Below are 24625 nucleotides of genomic sequence, written 5' to 3'. Positions count from 1 at the left end.
CCGATATTCCGTGCGACAGGTTAACTGTCAATTCGATTCAGCATCGTTGCCAGTTCATCAATACGCGAAACAGTGTCTTTTACCAGTTTGTCAATTTCGTTGCTGGCCTGACGGGAGTGAGAAGCCAGACTCCTTACCTCGTCGGCAACCACCGCAAAGCCCCGCCCCACCTCACCGGCTCTGGCGGCCTCAATTGCGGCATTTAAAGCCAGTAAATTGGTTTGCTCTGAAATACCATTAATGGTGCCAATAATATTACTGATGGTTTGGCTCACGGTTAACACTCCTTGCATGGCTTCCTGGGTTTCTCTGACAGCTATTTTGCGTGCCGTAATATCAATGCCAAACAATACATACTGGGTAACTTCATTTTTAAAGTTTTTCAGTGCACATAAGCCCGCATCAAGACTAATTGGATGGTTATCAGGTGACATATTCACTTGCAGTGAAATCGCCCCGGCCGTGTCGAGCTTGCTGCGTTCTTCGGCGCTTAAGTTGCTAAATACCTGTCTGGCGAATTCGTTTTGAGACATCCGGCCGGCGAGCTTTTGTGCTAACAGTTCGCTTTCATTGAGTACCTCGCCATGTACATTAATATCAACCAGAATAAGCGAGTCATTAATTGCATTGAGCTTGCGGGTAAAGTCGAGGGCCATTTGTTTTACGTCGGTAATATTGGCCTGTACTGAAATAAAATTCTTTAAGTTACCGTCGTCGCCGAATACCGGATTGATCGACAGCGACACCCAATACGGCTCTCCCTTGCTGGTGTAGTTGAGGATTTCATCGTAAAACGCCGTCCGCGAGGAAATGTGCTGCCTGATGCGCTCCACGGTGGACGGGTCCGTCTCTGGCCCTTGTAAAAATGTGCCCGGTTTTTTACCGCGGATATCGGCAAGCTGATAACCGGTTAATCGTTCAAAGCCATTGTTCACATACTCGATAAGCCCGTTGCGGTCGGTAATAATGACCGAGTTATCAGTTTCATTGGCCACCAGCGATAGCATCTCGCGCTCTTTTCGTTGATGAACCTCCTCCGTCACATCTTTCACAAACGCCGTATACAATGTTTTATTGTCTAACCGAACCTTAGACAGCGACAACTGCCCCCAAAGGACCTCACCGTCTTTGCGCTCAATTTTAATTTCGCGGCTGGTGCCGACTATTTTGTCCTGCCCGGTGGTACGATTCGCGTCAACGTACCCATCATGATTGGCCTGAATTGCCTGCGGGACCAGCATCTTAACATTTTGCCCGATAACCTCATCTCTGTTGTAGCCCCATAACTTCTCAGCCGCCGCGTTATACAAGGTCACATTGTTGTGCTCATCTATACATACAACCGCATCCAGCGCTTGCTCAAGAGTTTGCGATATCACCTCACGGTCTTCGCGCTCTTTGGACACATCCCTGACAAACGCAGTATAGTGAGTTTTACCACCCACATTGATTTTTGATAGCGACAGTTGCACCCATACTTTAAAGCCATCTTTACGTTGTAACTGCACTTCCCTTGAACTGCCGACAATGCGATCTTCATTGGTTGTTCTGTGGCGGTTAACGTAACCATCATGATTGGCGCGCAGTGCCTGTGGAATCAACATTGCCACATTTTTGCCAATCACTTCTTCTTTGCTGTAGTGCCAGATTTTCTCAGCTGCATGATTAAAAAACGTGACCTGATTATTTTCATCAATGGTCACCACTGCCATAATGCATTGTTCAAGCGCTTGTAGTGCTTGAGAATTGGTCGAATACTTCCAGAACATTTCAATAACCTTATGTAGTCACATCTTAGCCTCAATAAAAAAGTAATAGACGATAAAACGGATTTTGCCCTGCCTTTGGGTGAGCAATTGCACAAAATTTATACCTAAGTTGTAAAGGCCTGCACCTACGTGCCAGCTATAAGGTCAACTGCACACCGAAAACTCTCTTGATAAGAAGCTTTGTAAGACTTTGCAAATTGCTTTGTTAACAATCAATTAAGATCAACGTTTCGCTCTAATGCGTGCTGAAAGAGTTCAGACCTGGGGATGAAACAGTAAAAGGCGGGGGTTATGACATGGGGTTAATTAACAGTCAGGCATACCCGCGATGGCGGGCATGCCTGCAAGAGAAGCAAGCTAATTCTATTCAACAAAGCCCTCGTTGGCTTTGATAGTCAGTGGATGATAACCCGGTCTGGCTTCAGCAAAGGCTTTTTGGGCAAAAGCCTTACCCTCTGGTGTTTTAGACAATTCCCGGTACAGCGGTTTGACCAGCTTGTTACGGCCAATGGTTACCAAATAATTGTATAAACGGTTATAAGCCGGTTGGTACTCGTTATGCACCGCAATCATTAACCAGCTGTGAGCAATCTCATTGTTAGTACTTGCGGTTAAACCAAAAGCGCTGTCGAGTTCAGCCAACTGCTCATCAGATAACTGCGCGGGCATATTATTTAAAAAATACAACCATTCATGCACGGTCCAGCCGGCGGTTTTAATATCGCTGGCGGCTTTCTCACCGGCTAACCAGTTCTGACGAGCCTGATCCACCAGCATAAAGGCGTCGGATTCTGGCACTGGCGCACCGGCCGGGATCCCCGGCTCAAAAATCCATTGCTGAATGCGTTCTTCGTTAAGTTGCTCAGGATAGTCTGCTACCAGGGTTTTATTCAGGTACGCCACAAACTCATCAGTGGTAATGCTTTTAAAGGCAAAGTGATCAAAGTAATTCAGCAAAAACTGATCAAAGTTGTCACGGCCTACTTTATGTTCAAGTTCGCGTAAAAACAAAGCGCCCTTCTCATAGGGAATATTCGAAAAAACATCATCCGGATTACGGCCACGTAAATCGATAGCCAGGATCTCATCGTTGTCATCCAGCGCGGCAATATCGTTCTGCAAATCCTGATAGCCCAGCACCGCTTCCATCCGGTAGCGGTCGTTGCCGTAGATCATTTCCATAATGCGGTAGGTTAAATAAGTGGTAAAACCTTCGTTTAACCACAGATCGCGCCAGGTGGCGTTGGTGACCGTATTACCTGACCAACTGTGTGCCAGCTCGTGTGCGATTAACGACACCAGGCTCTTGTCGCCGGCAATAACCGTCGGCGTAATAAACGAAAGGCGCGGGTTTTCCATCCCTCCAAACGGGAACGAAGGTGGCAGTATAAGTAAGTCGTAGCGATCCCAACCGTAAGGCCCGTAAGTATTCTCCGTAGCCAGCAACATACTTTCGGTATCGGCAAATTCCTCGGCAGCAGCTTCCAGCAAAGCAGGCTCAGCGTACACCCCGGTGCGCTCACCCATAGGTTTAAAATGTAAATCGCCAATGGCCAGTGCAATCAAATAAGAAGGGACCGGCTGTGGCATAGTAAAATCATACTCACCATCCCGCTCCGTTTGTGGATCGTTTGCGGCACTCATTACTGCCAGCAATTCCGGCGGCGTATGAATAGTGGCGTTATAGGTTACGCGAACCTGCGGCGAATCCTGCAGCGGAATAAAGCTACGGGCATGCACGGCTTGTGCCTGAGTAAATAAAAACGGGTGCTCTTTACCGGCTGTTTGGCTTGGCGTTAACCATTGTACACCTGATGCCTGAGGCGACGTTGCGTATTCGATCGTGACTTGACTAGCGCTTTGCGGAAGGTTGATCTCAAGCGCTGCGCCTAATTCAGGATCGGCCGGGCGCAGGTTAAAATCTACCGCTTCGCCATTGGCGGTCACGCGCTCAATTGCTAAATCCCGCGTATCTAAAATCAGCGAACTGGCGTTCGGTGTCTGTCTCTCATAATCAAGCGTCACCGAGCCCGATAAGACCTTTGCCGTAAAGTTAGCGGTCAACTCAATATCCAAATGAGTGACAGTCACTTCATCCGGATTTGAAAAAGAATGATAATCCACTCCTGCTTTAATGTTATCTGCAGATGGGTTGGTACTTTGCGGTAGTTGTGCCTGCGATGCATTATCAGTAGCAGGCGTACAGGCCATATAAAGTGGGATTGTGGTGAGTAACCAAGCGAGCTTTTTCATTGTGATCCTGTTGTTATTATTACACAGGATCATAATACCGGATTCGCCGGCTGCTTGCATTAGCCTGCCACACTGCCCTTATTCAGCATACTTAAGTGGAAGGGCGTGGGCCTGCATCGTTTTTTGTATAACATCTGGAATACGGGTTCCAATAAAACGCTGGGCAGCGCAGACAGCGCTGCCCAGACAAAATGACGACACGCTCAGAGTTTAAATTGACCCACCAGCTTATCCAAACGCTGCGTCTTGTCATTAAAGACAATACAAACCTGTTTATTATCGGCCGAAGCCTGAGCAAGCTGGTTGGTATGATCGTTGACCTCATTGACCCGCACACTGATATCCGCAGACACCTCACTTTGTTCATGGGCGGCAGTGGCTATTTCAGCATTCATGCGGTTAATGGTTTGCGTGGCATTGGCGATCATCGTTAGTGCGCTTTGCGTTTCTGCCACTTGCTGCTGCGTTTTCTGACTTTGGGTAATACTGGTTTCCATGGTGTTGAGGGCTGATTCAGAGCCCGTTTGCAACCGTTGGATCATATCCTGAATTTGCTCGGTGCTTGACTGAGTTTTACTCGCCAGGCTTCTCACTTCGTCGGCGACTACTGCAAATCCGCGACCTTGCTCACCGGCTCTGGCAGCCTCAATAGCCGCGTTTAACGCCAACAAGTTTGTTTGTGCCGCGATATTCTCAATCACCTGCAATAAACCAACAATGCCATCAACGTCGCCACCAACGCGTTTTACCACCTCGCTGGCCCGGCCAATTTCTTCCACCAGCTGGTTCATGCTGTTAACCGTTTCGGCCACGGTTTTACCGGCTAATTCACCCTGCTCTTCAGCTTGTTGCGCCGCTTCGGCAGCGGCATTAGCGTGATCCGTTACACTCTGTGAAGAAACCGAAAGCTCCGTCACCGCCGTCGCAATTTGGTCGGTATTACTCTGCTGCTCAGCAGCAATCCTATCCACTCTGTTGGCGCCGTCGCTTAATCTGGCGGTTTCCTGCTCCATATCTTTTGACAGATCACGGATCATGCACATCATACTGTGTAAATTGCTGAGTAACTGATTTACATTGCCCGCCAGCTTGCCAATCTCAAAATTGTCATTCACGCTTATCTTGCGGGTTAAATCACCATTACCCTGCGCTAATTCGCGGATTGACGAATTGACCTCATCAAGGGGTTTGGTGATGCTGTGTCGCACCATTAACCCCACCACAAACGCAACACCACCTAAACCAATGCAGGTGAGCACCAGAAATGTCACCAACTGGTTGCGACTGGCATAAACCTCTTCTTCGATGACTGCCAATTCCGCTTCCACTTCATCAATGTAAAAGCCGGTGCCTATCATCAGGTCCCAATCAGGAAAATAAGCCGAATAAGACAGCTTTGGAAACGGCGTGGTTTCCCCCAGCTTGGGAAAGTAGTAGGTGACATACTCATCACCCTCAGCAAAACGGTTTCGTTTACCGGCTTTAATCAGCTCACGGATTAAATAAACCCCATTACTGTCTTTCAGATCCCAAAAGCTATCGCCGATGCGCGCGGGGTTTTTACCATTGAAGACCCGTATTCCCTGCTCATCGTAACCAAACACGTACCCTGACTCGCCGTATTCAAACTGCTTAAGCAATTCGGTAGCTTCTGCCATTGAGCCGCCCCGATCGTAAATTGGCTTTACCAGGCTGACAGCCATTTCTACTAGGGCTTTAACTTCTTTTTCACGGTCGCTGATCATCACCGCGCGGCTGCTGGTCAGGCGTTCTTCAGCCTGCTGATTGACCTGATAAACCGACAAAACCGTCATTATGCCGCCGATTAAAATGACGGGTAATACCGATATAAGCAATAACTTTTGTTTGATAGAAAGGTTCACTGACGACACTCCAACATCACAATTAATTGCAATTCTTTTCTTTCAGTATTACCTATAAGTGCCTATTTAACCAACATTTTTGTTAAAAAAGTAAGAACAAAATTAACCTACTGTTAAGGAATACTTTAAATTTCCTTTTCGACATAAAGATCCATTGCTTAAAACGGCTGGATCGTAAGAGAAGTGAAATTAAGTAATATACAATATAGGTGCGCTATTCAGTGGCGGATATTCCGGGACAAAGATTACCTCGCGGATGACAACCAGTTTCAGCTTACCGGCAATTCAGCGACGAAGTGGATTGGATAGACGATGTGGGCTGGGGAAAAGCAAAAAAGGAACAGCAAATCATCGCCATCCCTTTTCCTTTTATACAAGGTATTCTCTTAATACGAGGAAATACGCGTCAATCAAACCAATCCCGGGTGCGGTTAGCAAACCACACCAGCGATAGCATTACCGGCACTTCAACTAACACACCAACCACTGTCGCGAGAGCGGCACCAGACTCTAGTCCAAATACTGAAATTGCAACTGCAACAGCCAGTTCAAAAAAGTTGGAAGTACCAATCATACACGCCGGTGCCGCCACGTTATGCGGCAGTTTCATGCGTTTGGCTAAGAGGTAGGCAATGGCAAAGATACCATAGGTTTGAATCAATAGCGGAATGGCAATCAGTACAATGGCTTCAGGTTTCGCCAAAATGGTTTGCGACTGAAACCCAAACAATAAAACAACAGTTGTTAGCAGCCCCACAATAGACCAGGGTTTCATTGCCTGCAAAAAGTGGGCAAGGCGGGAGCTACCTTGCTGATTATCCAGCGCTTTACGCGTAAGAGCTCCTGCCACCAATGGGATCAGTACATACAACACGACCGATAACAGCAGGGTGTCCCAGGGCACAGTGATATCAGTGACGCCCAGCAGCAAGCCTGCAATTGGCGCAAAGGCAAAAATCATGATGACATCATTAATAGAGACCTGTACCAAGGTGTAATTGGCATCGCCTCGTGTCAGTTGACTCCATACAAATACCATCGCTGTACACGGCGCCACGCCTAGCAATATCATACCGGCAATGTATTCACTGGCAGTTTGCGGGTCGACCATATCGACAAATAACACCTTAAAAAACAACCAACCCAACAACGCCATGGTAAAGGGCTTGATCAACCAGTTTATAACCAGTGTGAGCAGTATGCCTTTGGGCTTCTTGCCCACATCCTTAATAGCCGAAAAGTCGACCTGTACCATCATGGGGTAAATCATTAACCAGATCAGCACCGCTATGACTAAGTTCACCTGGGCATACTGCCACCCGGCCACCACCGCAAACCACTCGGGTACCATGCTGCCAGCAGCAATCCCTGCGATAATCGCAAGGCCTACCCATACCGACAGATAACGCTCAAATAATCCCATAAAATTCTCCTTTTGCGCGTGTTTATACGCTGCGCTGATTGACGCGTTCGCTGACCTGTTGTGCTGATTCAACACGCTCTGAATACCGGTCTACCAGATAGTCGCTGTTGGCACGGGTGAGCAGCGTGAACTTAATAAGTTCTTCCATGACATCCACAATCCGGTTGTAATAAGGTGAAGGCTTCATGCGATCATTGTCATCGAACTCTAAAAATGCTTTGGCAACCGATGATTGATTCGGAATGGTGATCATCCGCATCCAACGGCCAAGAATACGCAGTTGATTAACCACGTTAAACGACTGCGAGCCACCGCACACTTGCATTACCGCTAACGTTTTGCCTTGGGTGGGCCGAACACCACCAAGATTTAGCGGCACCCAGTCTAACTGGCTCTTAAATATGCTGGTCATTGAGCCATGGCGCTCCGGTGAACACCATACCTGCCCTTCTGACCACATCATTAGCTCCCGGAGTTCCTGAACCTTCGGATGCGAACCATCATCAGTGTCTGGTTGCGGTAAACCGCTGGGATCGAATATTCTCGCCTCAGCGCCAAACAAGGTAAGTAAACGCTGACACTCTTCTATCACCAAACGACTAAACGAACGCGTTCGCAACGAGCCATAGAGCAATAAAATACGTGGCGGATGATTCGCCTGCCGTGGCGATGTGGAAGAAACGCCCGCAAAGTCGTTTAGCGACGGGCATTTTATTTGCGATTCATCAATGTTGGGTAAATCAGTATTTAGCGGTGGCGACATCTTATTGCGCCCCCAATTGTGCTAACGCCTTGCGCAGTTCATCGCGGTCAAAGCCTTTTGATTGCGCCGTTTCCGCCAGTGTAATAAGCGCTTTAACCCGCCCTTCGATGAGCGCAATACACTGGTTAAACGCAGTTTCGATATCCTTATCGCTACCAACCACTTTCGACGGATCGCTAAGACCCCAATGCACCTTGATACTGTTACCAAACCATACCGGACAACTCTCACCTGCAGCAGAGTCGCATACCGTGACCACAATGTCCGGGGCAAAACTTTCAAATTCATCCCACGACTGGCTTTGCAAACCATCGGTGTTGTACCCGGCCTGCTCCAGATATTTCACTGACAAGGGGTGAACAACTCCGGCAGGTTGACTGCCGGCACTTTGGGCATTTATAACACCGCCAGCAAGCTGGTTAGTGACCGCCTCAGAAAGAATACTTCGACAACGATTATGGGTACAAATATAGAGAATTTTCATGATATTCCAAAATTAACAACAATTGGTGGAGTCGGTGCGTTCTGCGCGTAACCGCTTTAACGCGTCCTGAAGATACGCGGGATTGGTTCTCGCGGTGTTATTGATCACGTCTTTGGCCCAATCTGGCAATGTTGGCGAAAGATCGTAAAACACCCATTTTCCACGCCGGGTATCACTGACAATCTGACATTTTCGCAGCGCTGCAAGGTGACGGGATATTTTTGGTTGATCCTGTTGCAAGGCAAACATCAAATCACAGACGCACGTTTCGCCTTCAAGCGCTATCAACAGTAGCGACTGCAGCCGTGTGTCATCTGCCAGACACTTAAAAAACTGACAAGGATCCATAATACACATTCGATTTTTCACATATGTGAAATTTCACATACATAAGTCCGGGTGTCAATCTACAGATATAAAAAAACGGCCTCATTTGGCCGCTTTTTAAACGTTGATTACATAATATTAGTGATTGCTTGCCTTAAGGTGTTGCTGTTTTCGTGCAATCTCTTCAGGCTTTACCGGGGCAGGAAAATCATAGCTTGAGTCTAAAATGACCGAGCTGCCATCGCCAAATTCATACTTCGTCAGATTTTTAGACACCTGCTGACAACTCGAACACGTTCGAAAACAATGTAGCCACAGGTGGCCTCTTTCCACCTGTAAAGCCAAATCAGCCTTTGAACGAAAAGTAGGTTTTATTGCATGCACTGTCATGGCTATCTCCAGAGCGTAGTCTTTCGTATTACGACGTTCGAAAGATATGTAGGGTAGATTTAATTATATAAATATAAGTAGCAGCGTTTGTACGCTTCTTACCCAATAAGTATAGCAACAATGGCTGATTAAAAATTGATCTACATCTAGTTTTTTCAATTCGGTTGATAAACTACTCTATGCCAACAACATTATTGTAAAAAAACTGCGACTGCTGAGCGCCCCCGCTGGCGGTTAAACCAGATCACATGCTCTCAGCAGCCCATTCGCGCAGTAAATGTTAAATTGCTAACATCGACAATCAATCAACGTTATAGTGGGCTTTTACCTTTTCGATAAAGACCAGCCATGTGTCGTTAGGTTGCCAAATCGCGTCGAGATCGCGTCTGGCTTCGGCTTCTGGCTCGTTAAGCTGAGTGAGTCGATACAGATAAGTAAATACGGCTCCACGCCAGTTTTTTCTGCAATGTGTTAATACAATGCCAGGCTCAGACTTAGCAGCATCCATAATGGCAACGTACGCTGCAAAATTAGCTACCGTGGGGTTTTCCCACTCGACCTGAATATTATGATAATCCAGGCCCAGATCACTCACTATCGTCTCTTCAACCTTGCGATCACCCGGTATCAGGTCGATAACCGTGGAAACTCCCTGCGCTTTAAATACCGAAAAGTGCGCTTCATTGGGTAAGCCTGCGCTGATCATTTTGTCATTGTTTACCTGAAAATTTTCGAGAGGCGGTAACGCTTCAAAAGATACATCACTATCTGCCATAGTTTTACCTGCTCCGAGCAACAATGCGATACATACAATATACCGGTTTATATTTTTCATACTAACTGTCCTGTGAATAATCAGCGCTTAGTATATGAGGTGGCCACTAAAACACAATCCACCGTCTGCTCAGTTTCGTTTTTACCAGTAATTAACCTGCTTAGGCAGATAACACCCATTTGTTGCGACCGCTTTCTTTGCCCTGATAAAGCGCTTCATCGGCCAGAGAAATATAGTGTTCTATATCGTCCAAATTGCCGCCCTCGTATCCGGCAATACCCTGAGTGACGGTGAGTCGCAATCCTTCATCACCGGTAACCATTAACGCAATGGCGCGGCGGATTTTCTCAGCAACCCGTTTGGACTGCTGCAAGTTGGTGTCTGGCAAAAACAAAATAAATTCCTCACCACCATAGCGACCTAAAATATCCTGCTCGCGAAGTTCATTATCAATACTGGTGGCAACCGCTGACAGGCACATATCACCCGCATCATGGCCGTGAGTGTCGTTGATATGCTTAAAATGATCGATATCCAGTAAAATGATGCAAAACGGGCGCTGGTTTCTGTACGCCATGGTCAGTTGCTGCCTGGCTAACGCCATAAAGCCCCGCCGGTTGAATACGCCAGTCAGCTCGTCCATTGTCGCCATCTTCTCAAGCTGTTGTTGCAGATACTGATTGCGACGATAAAAGAAGATTCCAAAGTAACAGGTTGCGCACAGCGTTAAACCATACCATACAGCGCGGGATACCACTTTCGCCTGACTACTCGAGTCTTGCGTAAAATCGGCCACCTGAGAATGAAAAACAACAAATAATGTAATCAACCCAATAAGCAAAACCGACACTACCATGGACATTCTGACACCACCAATAAGCGCTGTTGCTAACGGAATTAACGGGATGATTGGCGCAAACTGACTGTTAATACCGCCAGAAATGACCATCAGCGGGGTTACCGTACCCACGCCAATTAAAAAGACGCTTAATGCCTCAAATCGCTGACACCAATGGCGTTTAACCACAACATAAATAACCAAGATACTGAGTAGGTTTAGCAAGCCTATGCCAGTAAAAATGAAAGGCAAATCGATAAACAACGGGCGCACCAGGGTACCGAGTAGCGTTACAACAAAGCACACCTTAATAAACTGCAGATTGATTTTATGATTGTGTTTTTTGCTATCAAGCATACTTCAAATTACCTATTGCCCATTTTGTGAGGTTAGCACATGGATGCCACCGCTATTGATAAAAAATGTAACCGATGGTTGATTTTTATGCGGTCGCTGTTAGTCGCATTCGCGTGTTGACATAGGCAGATAGGCAGGGTTCAGATCGCACAACTCCCCATCCGCATAGTGACGCAAATGTGCAACACCATGTCGTAAAACTTACAGCTCAGAACGTTATACGAAATACAACCTATTGTTAAAAAGACATATTTACCGGGTGGCATAAGATTTGAAAGACTACATGAAACATGTTCATACATAAGCGCATTGCAACATCAGCAATTAACCAGTAAAGCAGGAGTAAGAAATGAATAAGCAATCACACCTCATTTCGAATGCAATACAAAAACCGCTTGTAAAAGGCGCCTTAATTACCCTCGTTTCATCATCCTTATTTGCCTGCGGCGGGAGCAGCAGTAGTGACAACGAACCATCACCAGAAACGCCTGACACCGCAACATTCAGTTTGGCGGTTTCCGATGCGCCCGTCGACCAGGCGAGCGAAGTCGTTGTTTATTTTAATAGCGTCGAGTTGATCGGTGGCGATGGCAATCAAACCTTTGATGTAAGGGATGAAAACGGTGACCCCAGGGCTATCGACCTACTCAACTACCAGGGCGAGTCGTTTGTCACCATCGTTGACGATACCGACATACCCGCAGGGACTTATTCTCAGCTTCGTTTGGCGGTTACCGATGCGTCCTATATTGTGATGGATGATGGCACCTACGAGCTGTCGGTGCCAAGTAACGAACTCAAGCTGGATGGTATTGAGGTGTTACCCGGCGTCGCCGCGGCCTATACCGTTGAATTTGATTTACGAAAAAGCCTGGTGGATCCCGTGGGTCAACCCAATACTATTTTCCTCAAACCACGCGGCGTGCGCCTGGTTGCCAATGACTCAGTAGGCACACTCTCTGGCACCGTCAGCGAGGACTTACTGTTAGACAGCGCCTGCGCAGCAAAAGCTGATATCGATGAAGGTAATGCCGTTTATCTGTACACCGGTAGTGATCTGAACCCTGAATTGCTCGGTGATGATGCTGATTCGCCGGCTGATGCAAACGAAATTGCGCCTTTTGCCATAGCGAGTGTTACCTATAACGCCGACACTGAATCTTATGAGTTTGTCGCCGGTTACTTACCCGCAGATGAGTATACCGTTGCATTTAGCTGCCTCGCTTTGTTTGACCAGCCGGAAAGCGATGAAAACAGTGATGTGTTCAGCTTTCAGGCAGTCATTGAGACCTCGGTGACCGCAACTGAAGAAACTACCGTAACGCTTCAATAATCAATAACCCGGTGCAGGAAACGGACTTCTTGTACCATCTCAGCATGCCTCACCGGTAAACTCCTCTGAGACGAATAAACTGTTTTATATTTAACCAGAATAGTGTAAAAGTAATAACATAAGATGGTTTCGTTGATGAAATAACATAAAAGTTACATGGAGTTAGTAGTGATTGCAGTATTGAGAAAATTATCACTGATCAGTATTGCCGTGAGCGTGTCTATTTTTACTCCCTGGGTCTATGCTCAATTAGAGCTTTTTTCTACTGCATATCAAAGTCAACCGTTCACCGCCACTCAACAGGCACTGCTGAAAGAGCATAACGAGCAACCTGAGATTTCTCATAATCAACAACAACTTGCCATTTTGTACTTTTTATTTAACCGCACAGATTTACTGCAACCCTTAGCACAAACACTGCCAGCCGAAACAGATCCGCAGGGAGCCGGTCTTAAGACATTTTTGCAGGGCTTCGTGCAGTTTGATAACGGCCATTATGCCAAGGCCGATCCACTCTTTGAAAGTGCGTTGAGCCAAGCATCACAACATGCTGCCAACACTGAGCAGCATGACAAGTGGCTTGCCATCATAAAAATGTACCGTGCTATAAACCATGCCTATCAACAACATTACACACAAGCTATTGATCAGCTGGGTAAAATTCGTGTCGAGGCTGAACGAAAAAGCTGGCCCACGATTACCGCCCTAGCCGATTTTCTGTTGGGTGACGTAAACTACCAGTTGCAGGATTACGAAGCAGCGTTAACCCACTATCAACGCGCCGAAGCGGGCTACAGTGATGCCAATAGATTACTGAAAGCACATGCAACAATGGCTCGTAGCCAGATGATCAATATTGTAGGTGAAAGGCCTCAGGCATTTGCGTTACTGGAGCAAGCCATTACTGTTTTTCAGCACTTAGAAGATACGTCTGCGCTGGCGTATGCCTATTTACTGATGTCGTATTATTTTGACAAAGATGGCTCCCCTGAAGAAGCCCTTGAATGGATAGCGAAATCAGTGACATTACGTGAGCAACTGGGCAATGTGCCTGATATTGCCAATGCATACGTGCACTATGCCAGCTTATTAAATGACAATGGCTATAACCAAAAAGCACTGATCTATGGAAAGAACTCTGTCGACTTAGTGCAAGGCACTGACGATCTGGCCGGGTTGTGGGATGCCCATGTGATCTATGCCAACATTCTTTACGACGCCCGGCAATACAAAGCCGCATTCGAAAATATGCGTAAAGGCGAGCGCGCCCTGCTAAAAAAAGCCCGGCTTGATATGACCTCAGAAGCAGCGCGCCTCAACAGTGAATTTAGCCTGGAGATTGAACAACTCAGAAACCAGCAGCTTGATCATGCGAACGAAGTTCTCGGGGCTAAATTAGCGTTAAACGAGCAAAAACAGCGATTTCAAACCTGGTTAATGGCAGGCTTAGTCACGCTGGTGCTAGTGTTTGCCGTGACAGTAATTGTGATCTACCGTTTGTATAAAAAGAACCGGCAACTTGCTAATCATGATGTCCTCACCGGGATCAACAACCGGCGAAAAATCATGGAGATCGGCGAGCAAAGCTTTTCGGTCAGTAAACGCTATAATCAGCCGCTGTCAGTTTTAATGTTAGACATCGACAACTTTAAATCGATCAATGATAAATTTGGTCATAATGAAGGCGACAATGTTTTACTGTTCATTGCCAATCAATGCAGTAGCAGCTTACGCAGCAGTGACTGTGTCGGCCGTATTGGTGGCGAAGAGTTTTTGTTTGTATTGCCCAATACCACCGCAGATGAAGCCGCAATTCTGGCTAACCGATTATGTAACGCAATTAAGACGACTTCTGAGGTGACCGATATGAGCATCGACCTGGTCACCGTGAGTATTGGTGTCGCCGAATTTAAAGAATCCTACAGCGACTTTATTGAGCTGGTGAATCAAGCGGACATGGCCCTTTATGATGCCAAAAACAAAGGGCGCGACCAGGTAGGCATTGCATCTCTGCCGCAATTTTCTGGTGCCTGATTAAGCTACGTCGAACAGGCGATAGTCAAATTTGCCCTTGCACCTGGCGCTAACATTGCGCAACATATCATCAAACTGCCCACACAGCGCAAACACCAATGAAACGGAATTTTGTTCAAACAGTCCCTGCCAATGGCAACAAACTAACGCTTGTAAATAAGGCTGTTCGTTATGAATGCTAGCGCTGTACACTATTCAGATCACCACGACAGACTGCTACTGCGTTTTATGCGTTCAGTGCTGAAGTTTTTCAAAGCACATTACGAGATAGCGCTGGTGCTGGCGGTAGTGTCACTGTACCAGTTGTATGCCCTATCAGAGCACATTGAGGCAGACAAAATTTTTAATCAGCCGCAAAAAAGTGATTTTTACTTTGTCGATTTCCACGCCATAGATCCCGACAGTAATCAAAAATATCGCTATGTTCCCATGAAAGTACTGGCAGTGCAGACCGATGGTATTGTATTTAAAGCAGGAAATATAGGCCATACAACGCCGGTATCGCCGCGCCAGCATTTCCAGTTCGATCATGCCCTCACGCTACGTAATTATTATCGGGTTGAAAAGGTCTTTGTGAGTCACGAGAAATTAGCTGCGATGTATGCCGCCGGCGACATTTACACTGTTCGTCGCCCGCACACAATTTACATTGACGGCTGGATAGTCATTCACAAACACGAGCAATATAGCGCAGAGTAACCCTGCAAAAGACTGGGTGAGCGGATAACAACCCTAACTGGCGCTGCTGGATAATGCCAACCTGCGTGTGTCAGCGTTAGATCAGTGTTGCTGACTGCTAAAGCGCCGTTTCCAGTTTCCTCCATGAGCAATACGGCATGCCTCCTCGGTGTCAAAGCTGACATGTTTTTGGATGTTTTTTACCTTAATACCCACGTGCTCCAGCTGATGGTTTATCAAGGCGGTTAAGCTAGCGGTGTCGGCGCTGGCGAGCTGCGCTTCCGTGTCAAAAATACACCAAACCGACAGCGAGTCAGGAAACTCACTATAGTTGGCAAAATGCGTCAGCCACACAAAGCCGGGGTAGCGTTCAAGCGCAGCTTCACAGACTTCGGTGAGCGTTTCTCGTAATACATTGTCGCGTTTCCTGTCGGTTTTTTTCATAGGGTGCTCTGGCTTTTATCCTGCCATGGGAGGGTACAGCGAGTTGACAACAAATACCACATCAGACCATGTTCACGCCTCGCCAATCACCGACATTATAGCGATGAACAGATAAACTGATGCGTTCTCACCGCCTGTAATTAATCAACTTTTATTACTAAATTAAATGTCTTTAGGGTACGCTGAGCGCTTCCAGCCCGGATAGTTGCAATGCCAGAGCTCGTGTTGCAATGCGTGGAACAAAGAAGTGAGCAGGATCTAATGTCAAGTTACGCACTAACCAGTTCTCAACCCGTCTCGCCTTTATGGCAAAAATCGACGTTGCCCAAAGGCCAGTCAGCACTGCGCGCCGCTAACGAGCGGCGTATTTTGTCGCTGATCAGGCACCACAAAGAACTGCCTAAATCTGTTATTGCAAAGGAAACCGGCTTGTCGGCTCAGGCAGCCACTGTGATCATTAATAAGCTCGAAGAAGACGGCTTAGTAAAACGCGGCGCGCCGCAACGAGGCAAGCGGGGGCAGCCCACAGTGCCCTTTTCACTTAACCCACAGGGTGCCTTTGGCATTGGCATTAAAATTGGCCGGCGCAACATCCACATAACCCTGATTGACTTTACCGGCAACGTGGTAAACGCTCGCAGCAAACCATGGAATTACCCCTCGGTCACCACGATGCGGTCGTTCCTGGCACAGGCAATAAGTGAACTCATCGCACCTTTAAGCGATGACCAGCAACAACGCATGAGTGGTATCGGTGTCGCGATACCCTTTGAATTGTGGCGCTGGAGCGAACAAACCGGTGCGCCCGAGGCAGAATTATTGGCCTGGAAAGATATCGATATGCTGGCAGAAGTTGAGCGGTTTTCCGACTTGCCGGTGTATCTATGCAACGATGACACCGCAGCCTGTGCCGCCGAGCTCTGGTTTGGCAAACACAACGACCTCACCGACTATCTGTATTGTTTTATCGGTACCTTTATCGGCGGTGGGCTGGTACTTAATCGCCATTTGCATACCGGACGCACCGGCAATGCCGGCGCCATTGGCTCACTGCCTACCTTCAGCGGCGCAAGCAATAAGCAATTAATTGAACAGTCTTCACTCTATCTGCTTGAACAAGCGCTTAAGCACAGAGCCATTGATACTCACTTTCTGCATCAACAGCCATTGCAATGGCCAGATAACTTACCGGTATTAAATGGTTGGCTAGAACAGGTGGCCGATGGCCTGATGCATACCGCGATTAGCGCGCAGGCGTTATTGGATCTCGATGCAATCGTTATTGACGGTGCCATACCTGAAAATATAAAAGCGCGTATTGTCAGTCGTTGTCAGGCCAAGCTTACCGGTGCCGATATGCGCGGCCTGTCGCCCTTGCAAATAAAGCCGGGCTCAATAGGCGCTGGCGCGCAATCCCTGGGGTGCGCAAATTTGCCGTTACTGGCGCTTTACAGTATCTGAACCTGCTCAACAAAAATTAAATAAACTTTATTGATTTAATTTAACGACTGCACTACATTGCCCTTATGGGATTGCCCTTATGGGATTGCCCTTATGGGATTGCCCTTATTAGGGTATCGGTTGGCGTATTAAACTCGTATTGAGCTATTCGTACACACATTGCTACCGGTTAACCGGCTGAACGACATTGGAGATTAAATAATGCAAGTATTATGTATGGGTGAGGCGTTAATCGACATGCTGTCGAATAAAGGCCAGCCGGGCATTGATGATAGCAATGAAAGCTTTCGCAAATTTGCCGGCGGTGCGCCCGCCAATGTAGCCGTTGCAGTCGCCAAGCTAGGCGGTAACAGTGCCCTACTGGGTAAATTAGGCAATGATCAGTTTGGCCATTACCTGATGAAAACACTCGCGGATCTGGGCGTAACAACCACCTTTACCACTTACTCCGACGCCGGGAAAACCGCACTGGCTTTCGTGGGTTTAGACGCTGATGGCGAACGCTCCTTTGACTTTTATATCGACAACGCGGCGCATACCGATTTACACCCCGGTGACTTAGTGCCAGCGCTCTTTGACACTCCCCGTATTGTTAGCTTTTGCTCTGGCTCGGTGTGCATCCCCAGGCTACGCACTGTCACTGCTGAGGCCATTGCAAAGTTTAAATCAGCGGGCAGTATTTTAACTCTCGACATTAATCTGCGCCCTGCATTTTGGGATGACTCGTCTCTGGCGCCTACAACAATCGCTGATCTTGCCGGACAGGTAGACATCATTAAAGCCAGCAAAGAAGAACTGATTGAGCTTTATGGCGAAGCCGAAACGCCCAACAAAATTGCACAGTGGCTAAAACAGGGCGTATCACTGGTGCTGATCACCAACGGCGCCGAACCCATCACGTTTTACACTAACACCACAAACGGCACTTACACTCACCCTGCCGCCGTAAAAGCGGTCGATACCACCGCTGCAGGGGATGCTTTTGTCGGTGGTTTTTTGTTTCAGCTCGCGGGGCAAGTCCATCACCATGATGAACTGTCTAACTGGTTAGCCAATCAGGATGCGGTGACAAATGCACTGCGGTTTGCCACCGCCTGCGGCGCGCACGCGGTGTCTCACTTCGGAGCATTTGAGGCGTTGCCAACGGCTAAAGATATTCAGTAACCGTTTTCACCCGGCGCGCTTCTTTTTCGCAGGCGCGCCGGCTTCCCCTGTTTTAAAACCCGCCACGCTACCAGTAATTCAGCAGTTCGAATTCGTACTCTGTGGTGTCGGTAAATGCCTGATAAATTCTTTTACGTTGCATACCGTCCGGCACAAATACATAGCAAGGCGGGCGTGGAAAAACTTCTTGTAATTCAAACCACAGTTTGTCGATAGCCTCTTTACCGGGCACCAGGAAAGTTTCCCCCCAGGAGGTGGAATAGACCACCGTGACCTCCTCTACCGTGGGCTTTATCCGCATTGTAGTAAAGTTTAAAATAACCAAACACGCCTTAATATAGGCTGGCTCAAGAAGGTCTTGCCGGGATACGGCATTCACGCGCACCGGCGGGAAAATATCCACAAAGTGTTTAATCAGTGACTTTAAATCATTATCCACAACCGGCTCTGTGTCATAATCGAGTAACACTTTAGTGTCAGTATTTAATACCCGATTACACACACACCATAACATTAAGCCTTCCGGCGTCTCGGCGGTGTACACCCGGGTTTTATCCTGAGCTTTACCCTGCTTACCCAACAAATTGCCATAATAGGCGGCCCATACCGGCTGACCATTTTTTAACTTATGTTGCTTAACGGTAATCACCGGGCAATTCACTTTGTCATCAAAACCAATGCGCAAAAAATCAAGCTTGTGTTCTTTTTTCGCATAGTAAGCTTCCAGGCGTCGGCCCAGTACCGTCATATCTTCTTTGCTTACCGACTGGCTGTCCATTTTTAATTGCGCCGACATCCGCCGGTAACACTGGATCAGGAATCGATGAATGCGGCGGCTCAGTTGCACCAGCTCACTAAAGGTCCAGTTGTCTGCATTGTCGAGGTGACGCAGCTGGCTGCGGTTCCAGCCCCAGCGTTTTACGTAGCCGGCGATGATGCGGCGTTTAAAATTCACCTCACCTTCCTCGACCGGCTGGCTAAGCTTACACCCACACTTAATGTACAAGCATTGCTGTAACAGCGTGACAACGTCCGGCTGTTGGGTAGATTCATAGTGAGCAATAAGCTGATCGAACATCAGCGCATAGGGATCGATATTGGCGACATTACCCGGCGCTTCATCACCATGATGAACACGTTGCTTAAGTAAATTACACAAAGGTTGTTCGCGCTCAAGATTGTCCAAAAACACCTCGAGCTTAGCCATTTTCAATACCGACTTAAACGGCGAGTCCATGGCTTTGCCGAGCTGCCAGATAGCCGCGCCAAACAACTCGTTAACGTCAAGCTTATCCAGATGGCCTAAGTCCATAAACCAGTCGAGGTCCGGGGAGCCGCCAGCTTCCAGTTGGTTGAGTAACGCATAGTACTGCTTTTCGGTTGTACTATCCGGCGTGAGCCACCAAAAAGGGGCTTTACCGGCGACCACAATATTTGTGGTATAAAATTCGGCTTTTAAAAATACCGCTTGCGCAGAGCCTGCGCTTTCGCCCTCGGCAACACCAAAATCGTTATCCCTCACTTTCTCAATATCAGATAAGAAAAAATGCACTTCGATGTCGAAGCTGTCTTGCGCCCACTGCTCCAGCGCTGTTAACTTGTCTTGCATCCGCGCCATTGCCGTGGGTGTTAATTTGTTGCTATCAACACACACCCAGTAATCAAAGTCTGACTTATCTGATTGCGCAATGGTACCAACGCTCCCCATCAGTACCAGCGCATCAATAGCGCGTTGACGGGGCCAGATGGCTTTAAGATCCTCAAGTAGCGCTGCTTGTTCTGGAAAAACAGCCGCGATCGACTGCCTGACCTCTTCACGCAGGGAATAGTTGTTAAGACCAAAGCAAGCTTCGCCCTCGGCTGCTACATAACCAGGTAAGTCCGGGTGATTGACATGCAGTAAAAAAGGCAAGACATGAAACAACGGCCGATGCTCTTCAGGTAGCAATACCAAAGCTCTTTCAATTCTTGCCTTGTTGTAACGCAATACCCGCAACAAGCGGATTGTCAGATTTTGCTTAACCGTTCGCGGTTGTTGTGAACTCATTTCACCACTATTTCCTAACAGACTCCCTACAGAATAGCTGTTTTCATGCCATTCTGCCTAGCGCCAGTTTCAGTTTGTCGTGTTTTTCTCAACGTCTTACACACGACCGGTTTTATACCGCGGCATTGGTGAGCCATTGTGGTGTTAACCAATACCTGCTAAAGCTCTGATGAGCAACTGTTGCTTACTATTTTTACAGGCCCTGACATCAATATACCGACATTTCCCACGCCTTCAACTTGCTTTACTCACCGCTGAAAAATCTGCCTAGGCAAAGTCCAGCAAATCGGTACCAAAAAAGTTATCGATAATACAGCGCCATTCATTATCGGCTTGTTTCTGCATAACATACACAGCTCGTTTACTCTCAATGGGTAAAGCGTTTGGTGCATTTTTGGGCACCAGGTACAACTTGGCAATAACTAACGCTACATCACCGGCTTCAATAACAACTTCATCGCCGGTGGTTACCAGTTGCTCAGGCATAAAGCGTTGCTGGAAATGCTGTAAGGCGCTAACGCAATCGTGCTGAGCAGCGCCGGCTAAGGGGGTGGCAACCACGTTAGCCTGGTCGCCGTAACAATCGGAGAGTGTGTTCAGATCGTCACTGTTAACCGCGTCATGGATGCGTTTTAAGACATAAGATATTGAGTTGTTCATGGCTGTCGTCTCTTATTTATTACCACCAGGACAAGCCAATAAAAAACCCGCCTTGGCGGCGGGTTTGAGTGATTCTTTTAATAACGCACTAACATTCCCGCCCATTCCTAAGAATAACGAGAGTAATAATATTAACTAGCAATGCTTTGGGTGCCGGGAGGTTAAACATCATTAATGTGTGTGCGTTTAATTGTGTCCAGAGTATTAATTGTCTGCCGAAAAAAGTCAACGGCTATGTGTTTATCCTTTTGCAAGGTAAGTAACATTAATGTCAGTCACGTTGTAACGATTGCTCTTTGTGCGGATCTGCAGGCAGAAATATCGCCGCGCGATGGCGCGGCGATAAAGCTGATACTAAAAACCGGAGACATCTGCAGGTGAAACATCACAATAGGCAGAATTCCAGAACTCTCCCCATTTGGTTGAGGACTGGCCACTTTGCACACCCAGATATTCTTCGCACACTTTAGGACTGCCTGGAGAATACCCCTGAATGCGCAAATTGCGGATTGTTGCTTTGTCGCCAAAATTACTGTTCACTCCGGCTACAGAGCCAATGCTACCGCTAATTGTCACGTCATAGATTAGTGCATTACGGGGACCACCATTGTTAGAACAGTTGCCACACGAGCGCCACAATTTACCGTTTTGGCCGTAGGCGGTAAAACCACCAGAAATAATGGTAGTGCTGTTTTTAGAATTATGCTGAAAAATTTTATCCGGATTACCACCATACCCGCCGTTACTGTTATAGGCCGAGCCGCCGGCAATAGTCATGGTGCCGCCTTCAGACTTATTCGTCGCCGCATCTTCACAGATATCTTCCCAGGTGACATCAGCCATGGTGCAATTACCTGCTGTACAGTGGATACCGTCAGCCCCGCCATTTGCGGCGATCCTCACATTGCGCACCGACGAATTATGTAACGTTAATACAGGTGACTGGGATTCACTATCCCCATTGCAGCTCAAACCGATAGTTTTGCCGCCACAATCGACAAAGCGATGGGTTAAAGTAGCCCCGGCATAGCATTCAGCTGAACTGCCCACCCGTTGAAACGTCCAGAGCTGGCCATCGCCTCCCCAGTAGCTAAACAAACGGGCATCGGCACCTGCATACATGCTCATTTCCCATATATCAATAGCGCGGTTGCTCAGCTTAGAAATAATTGAAAAATATCCAGCGCCACGCTCCTCAATCCACCATCGCTGATTGTCGGCGCCTGAATAGCTCCACTGCCGGACTTCGGCGCCATCCGCGGTGTTCCACTCCCAGACATCCAGTGACATACCGCTGTGCACAGCCCGGATGGAATAGGTTCCATCACCTAGCTCAGTCACGTCGAATTGTTGATTACTGTTGCCCAGCGTAAGCCAGGTCATAACATTAGCGCCACCTTCAGTACTAAAATCTTCCACATCCAGAGCGTTGCCATTCAGCTTTGATACAATAACGTAACGCCCTGATGAGAGAGCCGCGTAACTACCAGTGGTATAAACCAACAGCAGTAAAACATAGATCAATTTTTTCATTGTCATCTCCATAACAGTGTTAATAAAGAGGCCGTCACGACGACTCAATACAATGAAAAGCCTCTCCTTATAAAGCCGCTAACACTACTCTCACGCCATATTTGGCGAGCTCCTAAACCTCACTGAACGAAAATGACTCACACTATCTTCGCCAGATAACTACCTGGCTACTCACTAGGAATTTAACGGACTAATACTAACTATAAATGATTTATTATCATTTTATATGCTTTATTTTGATCTTTATTTAACAATTTTGCGGTTATTTTTTACAAGTTAGAATTAAAATAATCACTCGATGAAATCCAAACCATTGATTTAAATTTAAAATAGAAGGAGCAATCCTAACTCGGCTCAAATCGACATTTATATTATTATAGGACTTTACAACATGAGTAAGAGACGCGTAAATTTAGGCAATACAGCAAGTCAATCATCTCAACGCACTGTCAATAAGCATTCTGTTGGCGACAGGAGTGTCTGTAGTTACACTAATAATGCTATCCACTGTTACAGGAAACACGTATGACCGACACCGACATACGCGACAAGCTGGCGCTTGAGCGCACTCGCCTCGCTAATGAACGCACGTTTTTAGCCTATATCCGGACAGGCTTATCGCTACTTGGTGCAGCAGCGGTGCTGTTTCAGTTTTTCTCGTCTATTAACACCTACATTGCTATTGCGTGGGTTTTGGTAGCGCTGGGGGCTGTGGTGCTAATAGTCGGCGGCTTTCGTTTTCAAAGCGTAAATGCGCGACTTAAGTAGTACATCTCGCTGGCTCGATATTCGCCATTAGAAATAACAACTGGGCGGGCAAAACGACGCCCAATAAGTACACAGCATTAAATTCGTTTGCGACTGAAAGGGCGTGAATAGGTTTATTACGTTGCGAGCCTGCTTATCCATCGACGATGCCAATTATAAACAAACCTTCGTTACCATCTTGTACAACGTTGGCTCAGCGTCTGCACGCTCACTATGATTTAACGATGTCGAACCATGTGAAAAACTGTTCGGACTGACGTAGCGCGCGAGCTATCAAATCTCCCGCCAGTTCTTTTGCCGTTTGTGTCTCCTGCCGGCTTCGTAACCAGCCTACATAGGTGACACTTCGCAGTACCAGAAACAGCGGCAATAGTGCTTCCTCTTCATCAGGTAGAGTACGCTTCGCCCGGTACCCCTCAAATAAAGCGGTCTTCGCCTCTTCAAAATAGGGCTCGTCCTGAATAAAGTACAATACGGTTGCGAGTTCAAACATGTACCAGCCAAACCCCGCATCGTCAAAGTCGATCGGGCGCAACCTGCCTTGCTCCAGCATTAAATTTTCAGGCACAAAGTCCGCATGAATTAACCCATAATTTGCGGGTGTTTTTGCTATTCCCTGCAAAAGCTCAGTGGCCTTATTGCGCATTTGTATGAAGATACTCTTTTGTTCTTCAGTGAGCAGCTCTAACTCCCAAAAACGTCCCCACAGCGGTGCTTCGCCGAGTAATCCGTCAAGATCCCAGGCGTGCCTGGTAAAACCTTCCGGGAGGGTCCACGTTGAAGACTGATTGTGCAACTGTGCGGCGATTTCACCAATGTTGTAATAAAGCGTAGCGATACTATCCAGTGACAATGCAACGCCGTCTTCTACTGAACCAATCACTTCACCATCAACCCAATGAAATAAATCCACGTAAATATCTTCACCCGTTGCCGGCAAAACCACTCTCGCGACAAGCTCACCTTCTGTGGTCCTGACTACTTCGGCGGTGGCAATGCCATATTCAGACAAGGCATCCATCCATTGCAGTTCCGATAGCAGCGAAGCGTATTCGTGGTAGCCAGGGCGGTGTAGTCGCAACGCATAACACTGACCGTTAGGGTCTGTCACTTTGAAAACGGCGTTTTCCCGATACTTTATGAGTGCAATAGTGGCATTTTTAATGCCCCAGTGTGGCAAAGACATTTTTGCCGCGGTGGTAAAGTGCGCTAAACGATTATCGTCTGAAGTGGTCATAATA

At 47.3% G+C, this 24625-nt stretch carries 20 protein-coding genes; 6 read left to right on the top strand and 14 right to left on the bottom strand.

Going from position 1 to position 24625, the window contains the following annotated elements:
• Window positions 1–20: 20 nt before the first annotated feature.
• From OIK42_RS05865 to OIK42_RS05825, 9 genes are all read right to left on the bottom strand, one after another.
• Window positions 21–1769, bottom strand: coding sequence for a PAS domain S-box protein (locus tag OIK42_RS05865; protein ID WP_273639044.1), 1749 nt, complete (start codon window positions 1767–1769; stop codon window positions 21–23).
• A gap of 363 nt (window positions 1770–2132) precedes the next feature.
• Entirely contained in the window at window positions 2133–4022 is a 1890-nt protein-coding gene (locus OIK42_RS05860) for a M1 family metallopeptidase (RefSeq protein WP_273639043.1), read from the bottom strand.
• A gap of 203 nt (window positions 4023–4225) precedes the next feature.
• The gene (locus OIK42_RS05855; RefSeq protein WP_273639042.1) at window positions 4226–5905 is read right to left on the bottom strand and encodes a methyl-accepting chemotaxis protein; all 1680 of its coding nucleotides are present in this window, start codon (window positions 5903–5905) and stop codon (window positions 4226–4228) included.
• 406 nt (window positions 5906–6311) lie between these two features.
• Complete coding sequence (gene arsB, locus OIK42_RS05850) at window positions 6312–7328, bottom strand: ACR3 family arsenite efflux transporter (protein ID WP_273639041.1); 1017 nt, start codon at window positions 7326–7328, stop codon at window positions 6312–6314.
• Between the two features lie 22 nt (window positions 7329–7350).
• Window positions 7351–8091 (bottom strand): arsenical resistance protein ArsH, encoded by a 741-nt coding sequence (gene arsH, locus OIK42_RS05845; RefSeq protein WP_273639040.1) that lies wholly within the window; start codon window positions 8089–8091, stop codon window positions 7351–7353.
• A gap of 1 nt (window position 8092) precedes the next feature.
• Window positions 8093–8575: an arsenate reductase ArsC gene (locus OIK42_RS05840; RefSeq protein ID WP_273639039.1), complete on the bottom strand. Its 483-nt coding sequence runs from the start codon at window positions 8573–8575 to the stop codon at window positions 8093–8095.
• A gap of 12 nt (window positions 8576–8587) precedes the next feature.
• Window positions 8588–8923, bottom strand: coding sequence for a metalloregulator ArsR/SmtB family transcription factor (locus tag OIK42_RS05835; protein ID WP_273639038.1), 336 nt, complete (start codon window positions 8921–8923; stop codon window positions 8588–8590).
• 670 nt (window positions 8924–9593) lie between these two features.
• Window positions 9594–10127, bottom strand: coding sequence for a protein tyrosine phosphatase family protein (locus tag OIK42_RS05830; protein WP_273639037.1), 534 nt, complete (start codon window positions 10125–10127; stop codon window positions 9594–9596).
• Between the two features lie 100 nt (window positions 10128–10227).
• The gene (locus OIK42_RS05825) at window positions 10228–11262 is read right to left on the bottom strand and encodes a GGDEF domain-containing protein (protein WP_273639036.1); all 1035 of its coding nucleotides are present in this window, start codon (window positions 11260–11262) and stop codon (window positions 10228–10230) included.
• A gap of 349 nt (window positions 11263–11611) precedes the next feature.
• On the opposite strand from OIK42_RS05825, the gene OIK42_RS05820 reads away from it, so the two are divergent.
• The 3 genes from OIK42_RS05820 to OIK42_RS05810 all read left to right on the top strand — a co-directional run bounded on the left by OIK42_RS05820 (window position 11612) and on the right by OIK42_RS05810 (window position 15328).
• Complete coding sequence (locus tag OIK42_RS05820) at window positions 11612–12595, top strand: DUF4382 domain-containing protein (protein ID WP_273639035.1); 984 nt, start codon at window positions 11612–11614, stop codon at window positions 12593–12595.
• A 168-nt stretch (window positions 12596–12763) separates the two neighbouring features.
• Window positions 12764–14629 (top strand): GGDEF domain-containing protein, encoded by a 1866-nt coding sequence (locus tag OIK42_RS05815; RefSeq protein ID WP_273639034.1) that lies wholly within the window; start codon window positions 12764–12766, stop codon window positions 14627–14629.
• Between the two features lie 171 nt (window positions 14630–14800).
• Entirely contained in the window at window positions 14801–15328 is a 528-nt protein-coding gene (locus OIK42_RS05810) for a hypothetical protein (RefSeq protein ID WP_273639033.1), read from the top strand.
• An 81-nt stretch (window positions 15329–15409) separates the two neighbouring features.
• On the opposite strand, the gene OIK42_RS05805 is transcribed toward OIK42_RS05810, so the two are convergent.
• Window positions 15410–15751, bottom strand: coding sequence for a Fis family transcriptional regulator (locus OIK42_RS05805; protein ID WP_273639032.1), 342 nt, complete (start codon window positions 15749–15751; stop codon window positions 15410–15412).
• Between the two features lie 261 nt (window positions 15752–16012).
• Between OIK42_RS05805 and OIK42_RS05800 the strand changes: the two genes are divergently transcribed.
• Both OIK42_RS05800 and OIK42_RS05795 read left to right on the top strand, forming a co-directional pair.
• Window positions 16013–17212, top strand: a complete 1200-nt coding sequence (locus OIK42_RS05800; RefSeq protein ID WP_273639031.1) for an ROK family transcriptional regulator — start codon at window positions 16013–16015, stop codon at window positions 17210–17212.
• Window positions 17213–17413: 201 nt separating this feature from the next.
• Window positions 17414–18376, top strand: a complete 963-nt coding sequence (locus tag OIK42_RS05795) for a carbohydrate kinase family protein (RefSeq protein WP_273639030.1) — start codon at window positions 17414–17416, stop codon at window positions 18374–18376.
• Between the two features lie 67 nt (window positions 18377–18443).
• Here the strand turns inward: OIK42_RS05795 and OIK42_RS05790 are convergent, their stop codons facing one another.
• The 3 genes from OIK42_RS05790 to OIK42_RS05780 form a co-directional block, all read right to left on the bottom strand.
• Window positions 18444–20423, bottom strand: a complete 1980-nt coding sequence (locus OIK42_RS05790; RefSeq protein ID WP_273639029.1) for a class I adenylate cyclase domain-containing protein — start codon at window positions 20421–20423, stop codon at window positions 18444–18446.
• A gap of 267 nt (window positions 20424–20690) precedes the next feature.
• Window positions 20691–21083 (bottom strand): YybH family protein, encoded by a 393-nt coding sequence (locus tag OIK42_RS05785; protein WP_273639028.1) that lies wholly within the window; start codon window positions 21081–21083, stop codon window positions 20691–20693.
• Window positions 21084–21437: 354 nt separating this feature from the next.
• The gene (locus tag OIK42_RS05780) at window positions 21438–22616 is read right to left on the bottom strand and encodes a pectate lyase (RefSeq protein WP_273639027.1); all 1179 of its coding nucleotides are present in this window, start codon (window positions 22614–22616) and stop codon (window positions 21438–21440) included.
• Window positions 22617–23141: 525 nt separating this feature from the next.
• Between OIK42_RS05780 and OIK42_RS05775 the strand changes: the two genes are divergently transcribed.
• Entirely contained in the window at window positions 23142–23384 is a 243-nt protein-coding gene (locus tag OIK42_RS05775) for a YidH family protein (RefSeq protein WP_273639026.1), read from the top strand.
• A gap of 211 nt (window positions 23385–23595) precedes the next feature.
• Here OIK42_RS05775 and OIK42_RS05770 read toward each other — a convergent pair whose 3' ends face one another.
• The gene (locus tag OIK42_RS05770; RefSeq protein WP_273639025.1) at window positions 23596–24621 is read right to left on the bottom strand and encodes a phosphotransferase enzyme family protein; all 1026 of its coding nucleotides are present in this window, start codon (window positions 24619–24621) and stop codon (window positions 23596–23598) included.
• Window positions 24622–24625: the final 4 nt, after the last annotated feature.

It is taken from the genome of Alteromonas gilva (assembly GCF_028595265.1).
GTDB lineage: Bacteria > Pseudomonadota > Gammaproteobacteria > Enterobacterales > Alteromonadaceae > Alteromonas > Alteromonas gilva.
The sequence above is the reverse complement of the archived record's forward strand: the minus strand, read 5'-3'. Positions and strand labels throughout refer to the sequence as shown.

Bases quoted from the DNA above. Each gene is read 5' to 3' on its own strand.
- OIK42_RS05865 (WP_273639044.1), bottom strand. From the start codon at position 1,769: ATGTTCTGGAAGTATTCGACCAATTCTCAAGCACTACAAGCGCTTGAA.
- OIK42_RS05860 (WP_273639043.1), bottom strand. From the start codon at position 4,022: ATGAAAAAGCTCGCTTGGTTACTCACCACAATCCCACTTTATATGGCC.
- arsB (WP_273639041.1), bottom strand. From the start codon at position 7,328: ATGGGATTATTTGAGCGTTATCTGTCGGTATGGGTAGGCCTTGCGATT.
- arsH (WP_273639040.1), bottom strand. From the start codon at position 8,091: ATGTCGCCACCGCTAAATACTGATTTACCCAACATTGATGAATCGCAA.
- OIK42_RS05840 (WP_273639039.1), bottom strand. From the start codon at position 8,575: ATGAAAATTCTCTATATTTGTACCCATAATCGTTGTCGAAGTATTCTT.
- OIK42_RS05835 (WP_273639038.1), bottom strand. From the start codon at position 8,923: ATGGATCCTTGTCAGTTTTTTAAGTGTCTGGCAGATGACACACGGCTG.
- OIK42_RS05830 (WP_273639037.1), bottom strand. From the start codon at position 10,127: ATGAAAAATATAAACCGGTATATTGTATGTATCGCATTGTTGCTCGGA.
- OIK42_RS05825 (WP_273639036.1), bottom strand. From the start codon at position 11,262: ATGCTTGATAGCAAAAAACACAATCATAAAATCAATCTGCAGTTTATT.
- OIK42_RS05820 (WP_273639035.1), top strand. From the start codon at position 11,612: ATGAATAAGCAATCACACCTCATTTCGAATGCAATACAAAAACCGCTT.
- OIK42_RS05810 (WP_273639033.1), top strand. From the start codon at position 14,801: ATGAATGCTAGCGCTGTACACTATTCAGATCACCACGACAGACTGCTA.
- OIK42_RS05805 (WP_273639032.1), bottom strand. From the start codon at position 15,751: ATGAAAAAAACCGACAGGAAACGCGACAATGTATTACGAGAAACGCTC.
- OIK42_RS05800 (WP_273639031.1), top strand. From the start codon at position 16,013: ATGTCAAGTTACGCACTAACCAGTTCTCAACCCGTCTCGCCTTTATGG.
- OIK42_RS05795 (WP_273639030.1), top strand. From the start codon at position 17,414: ATGCAAGTATTATGTATGGGTGAGGCGTTAATCGACATGCTGTCGAAT.
- OIK42_RS05790 (WP_273639029.1), bottom strand. From the start codon at position 20,423: ATGAGTTCACAACAACCGCGAACGGTTAAGCAAAATCTGACAATCCGC.
- OIK42_RS05785 (WP_273639028.1), bottom strand. From the start codon at position 21,083: ATGAACAACTCAATATCTTATGTCTTAAAACGCATCCATGACGCGGTT.
- OIK42_RS05780 (WP_273639027.1), bottom strand. From the start codon at position 22,616: ATGAAAAAATTGATCTATGTTTTACTGCTGTTGGTTTATACCACTGGT.
- OIK42_RS05775 (WP_273639026.1), top strand. From the start codon at position 23,142: ATGACCGACACCGACATACGCGACAAGCTGGCGCTTGAGCGCACTCGC.
- OIK42_RS05770 (WP_273639025.1), bottom strand. From the start codon at position 24,621: ATGACCACTTCAGACGATAATCGTTTAGCGCACTTTACCACCGCGGCA.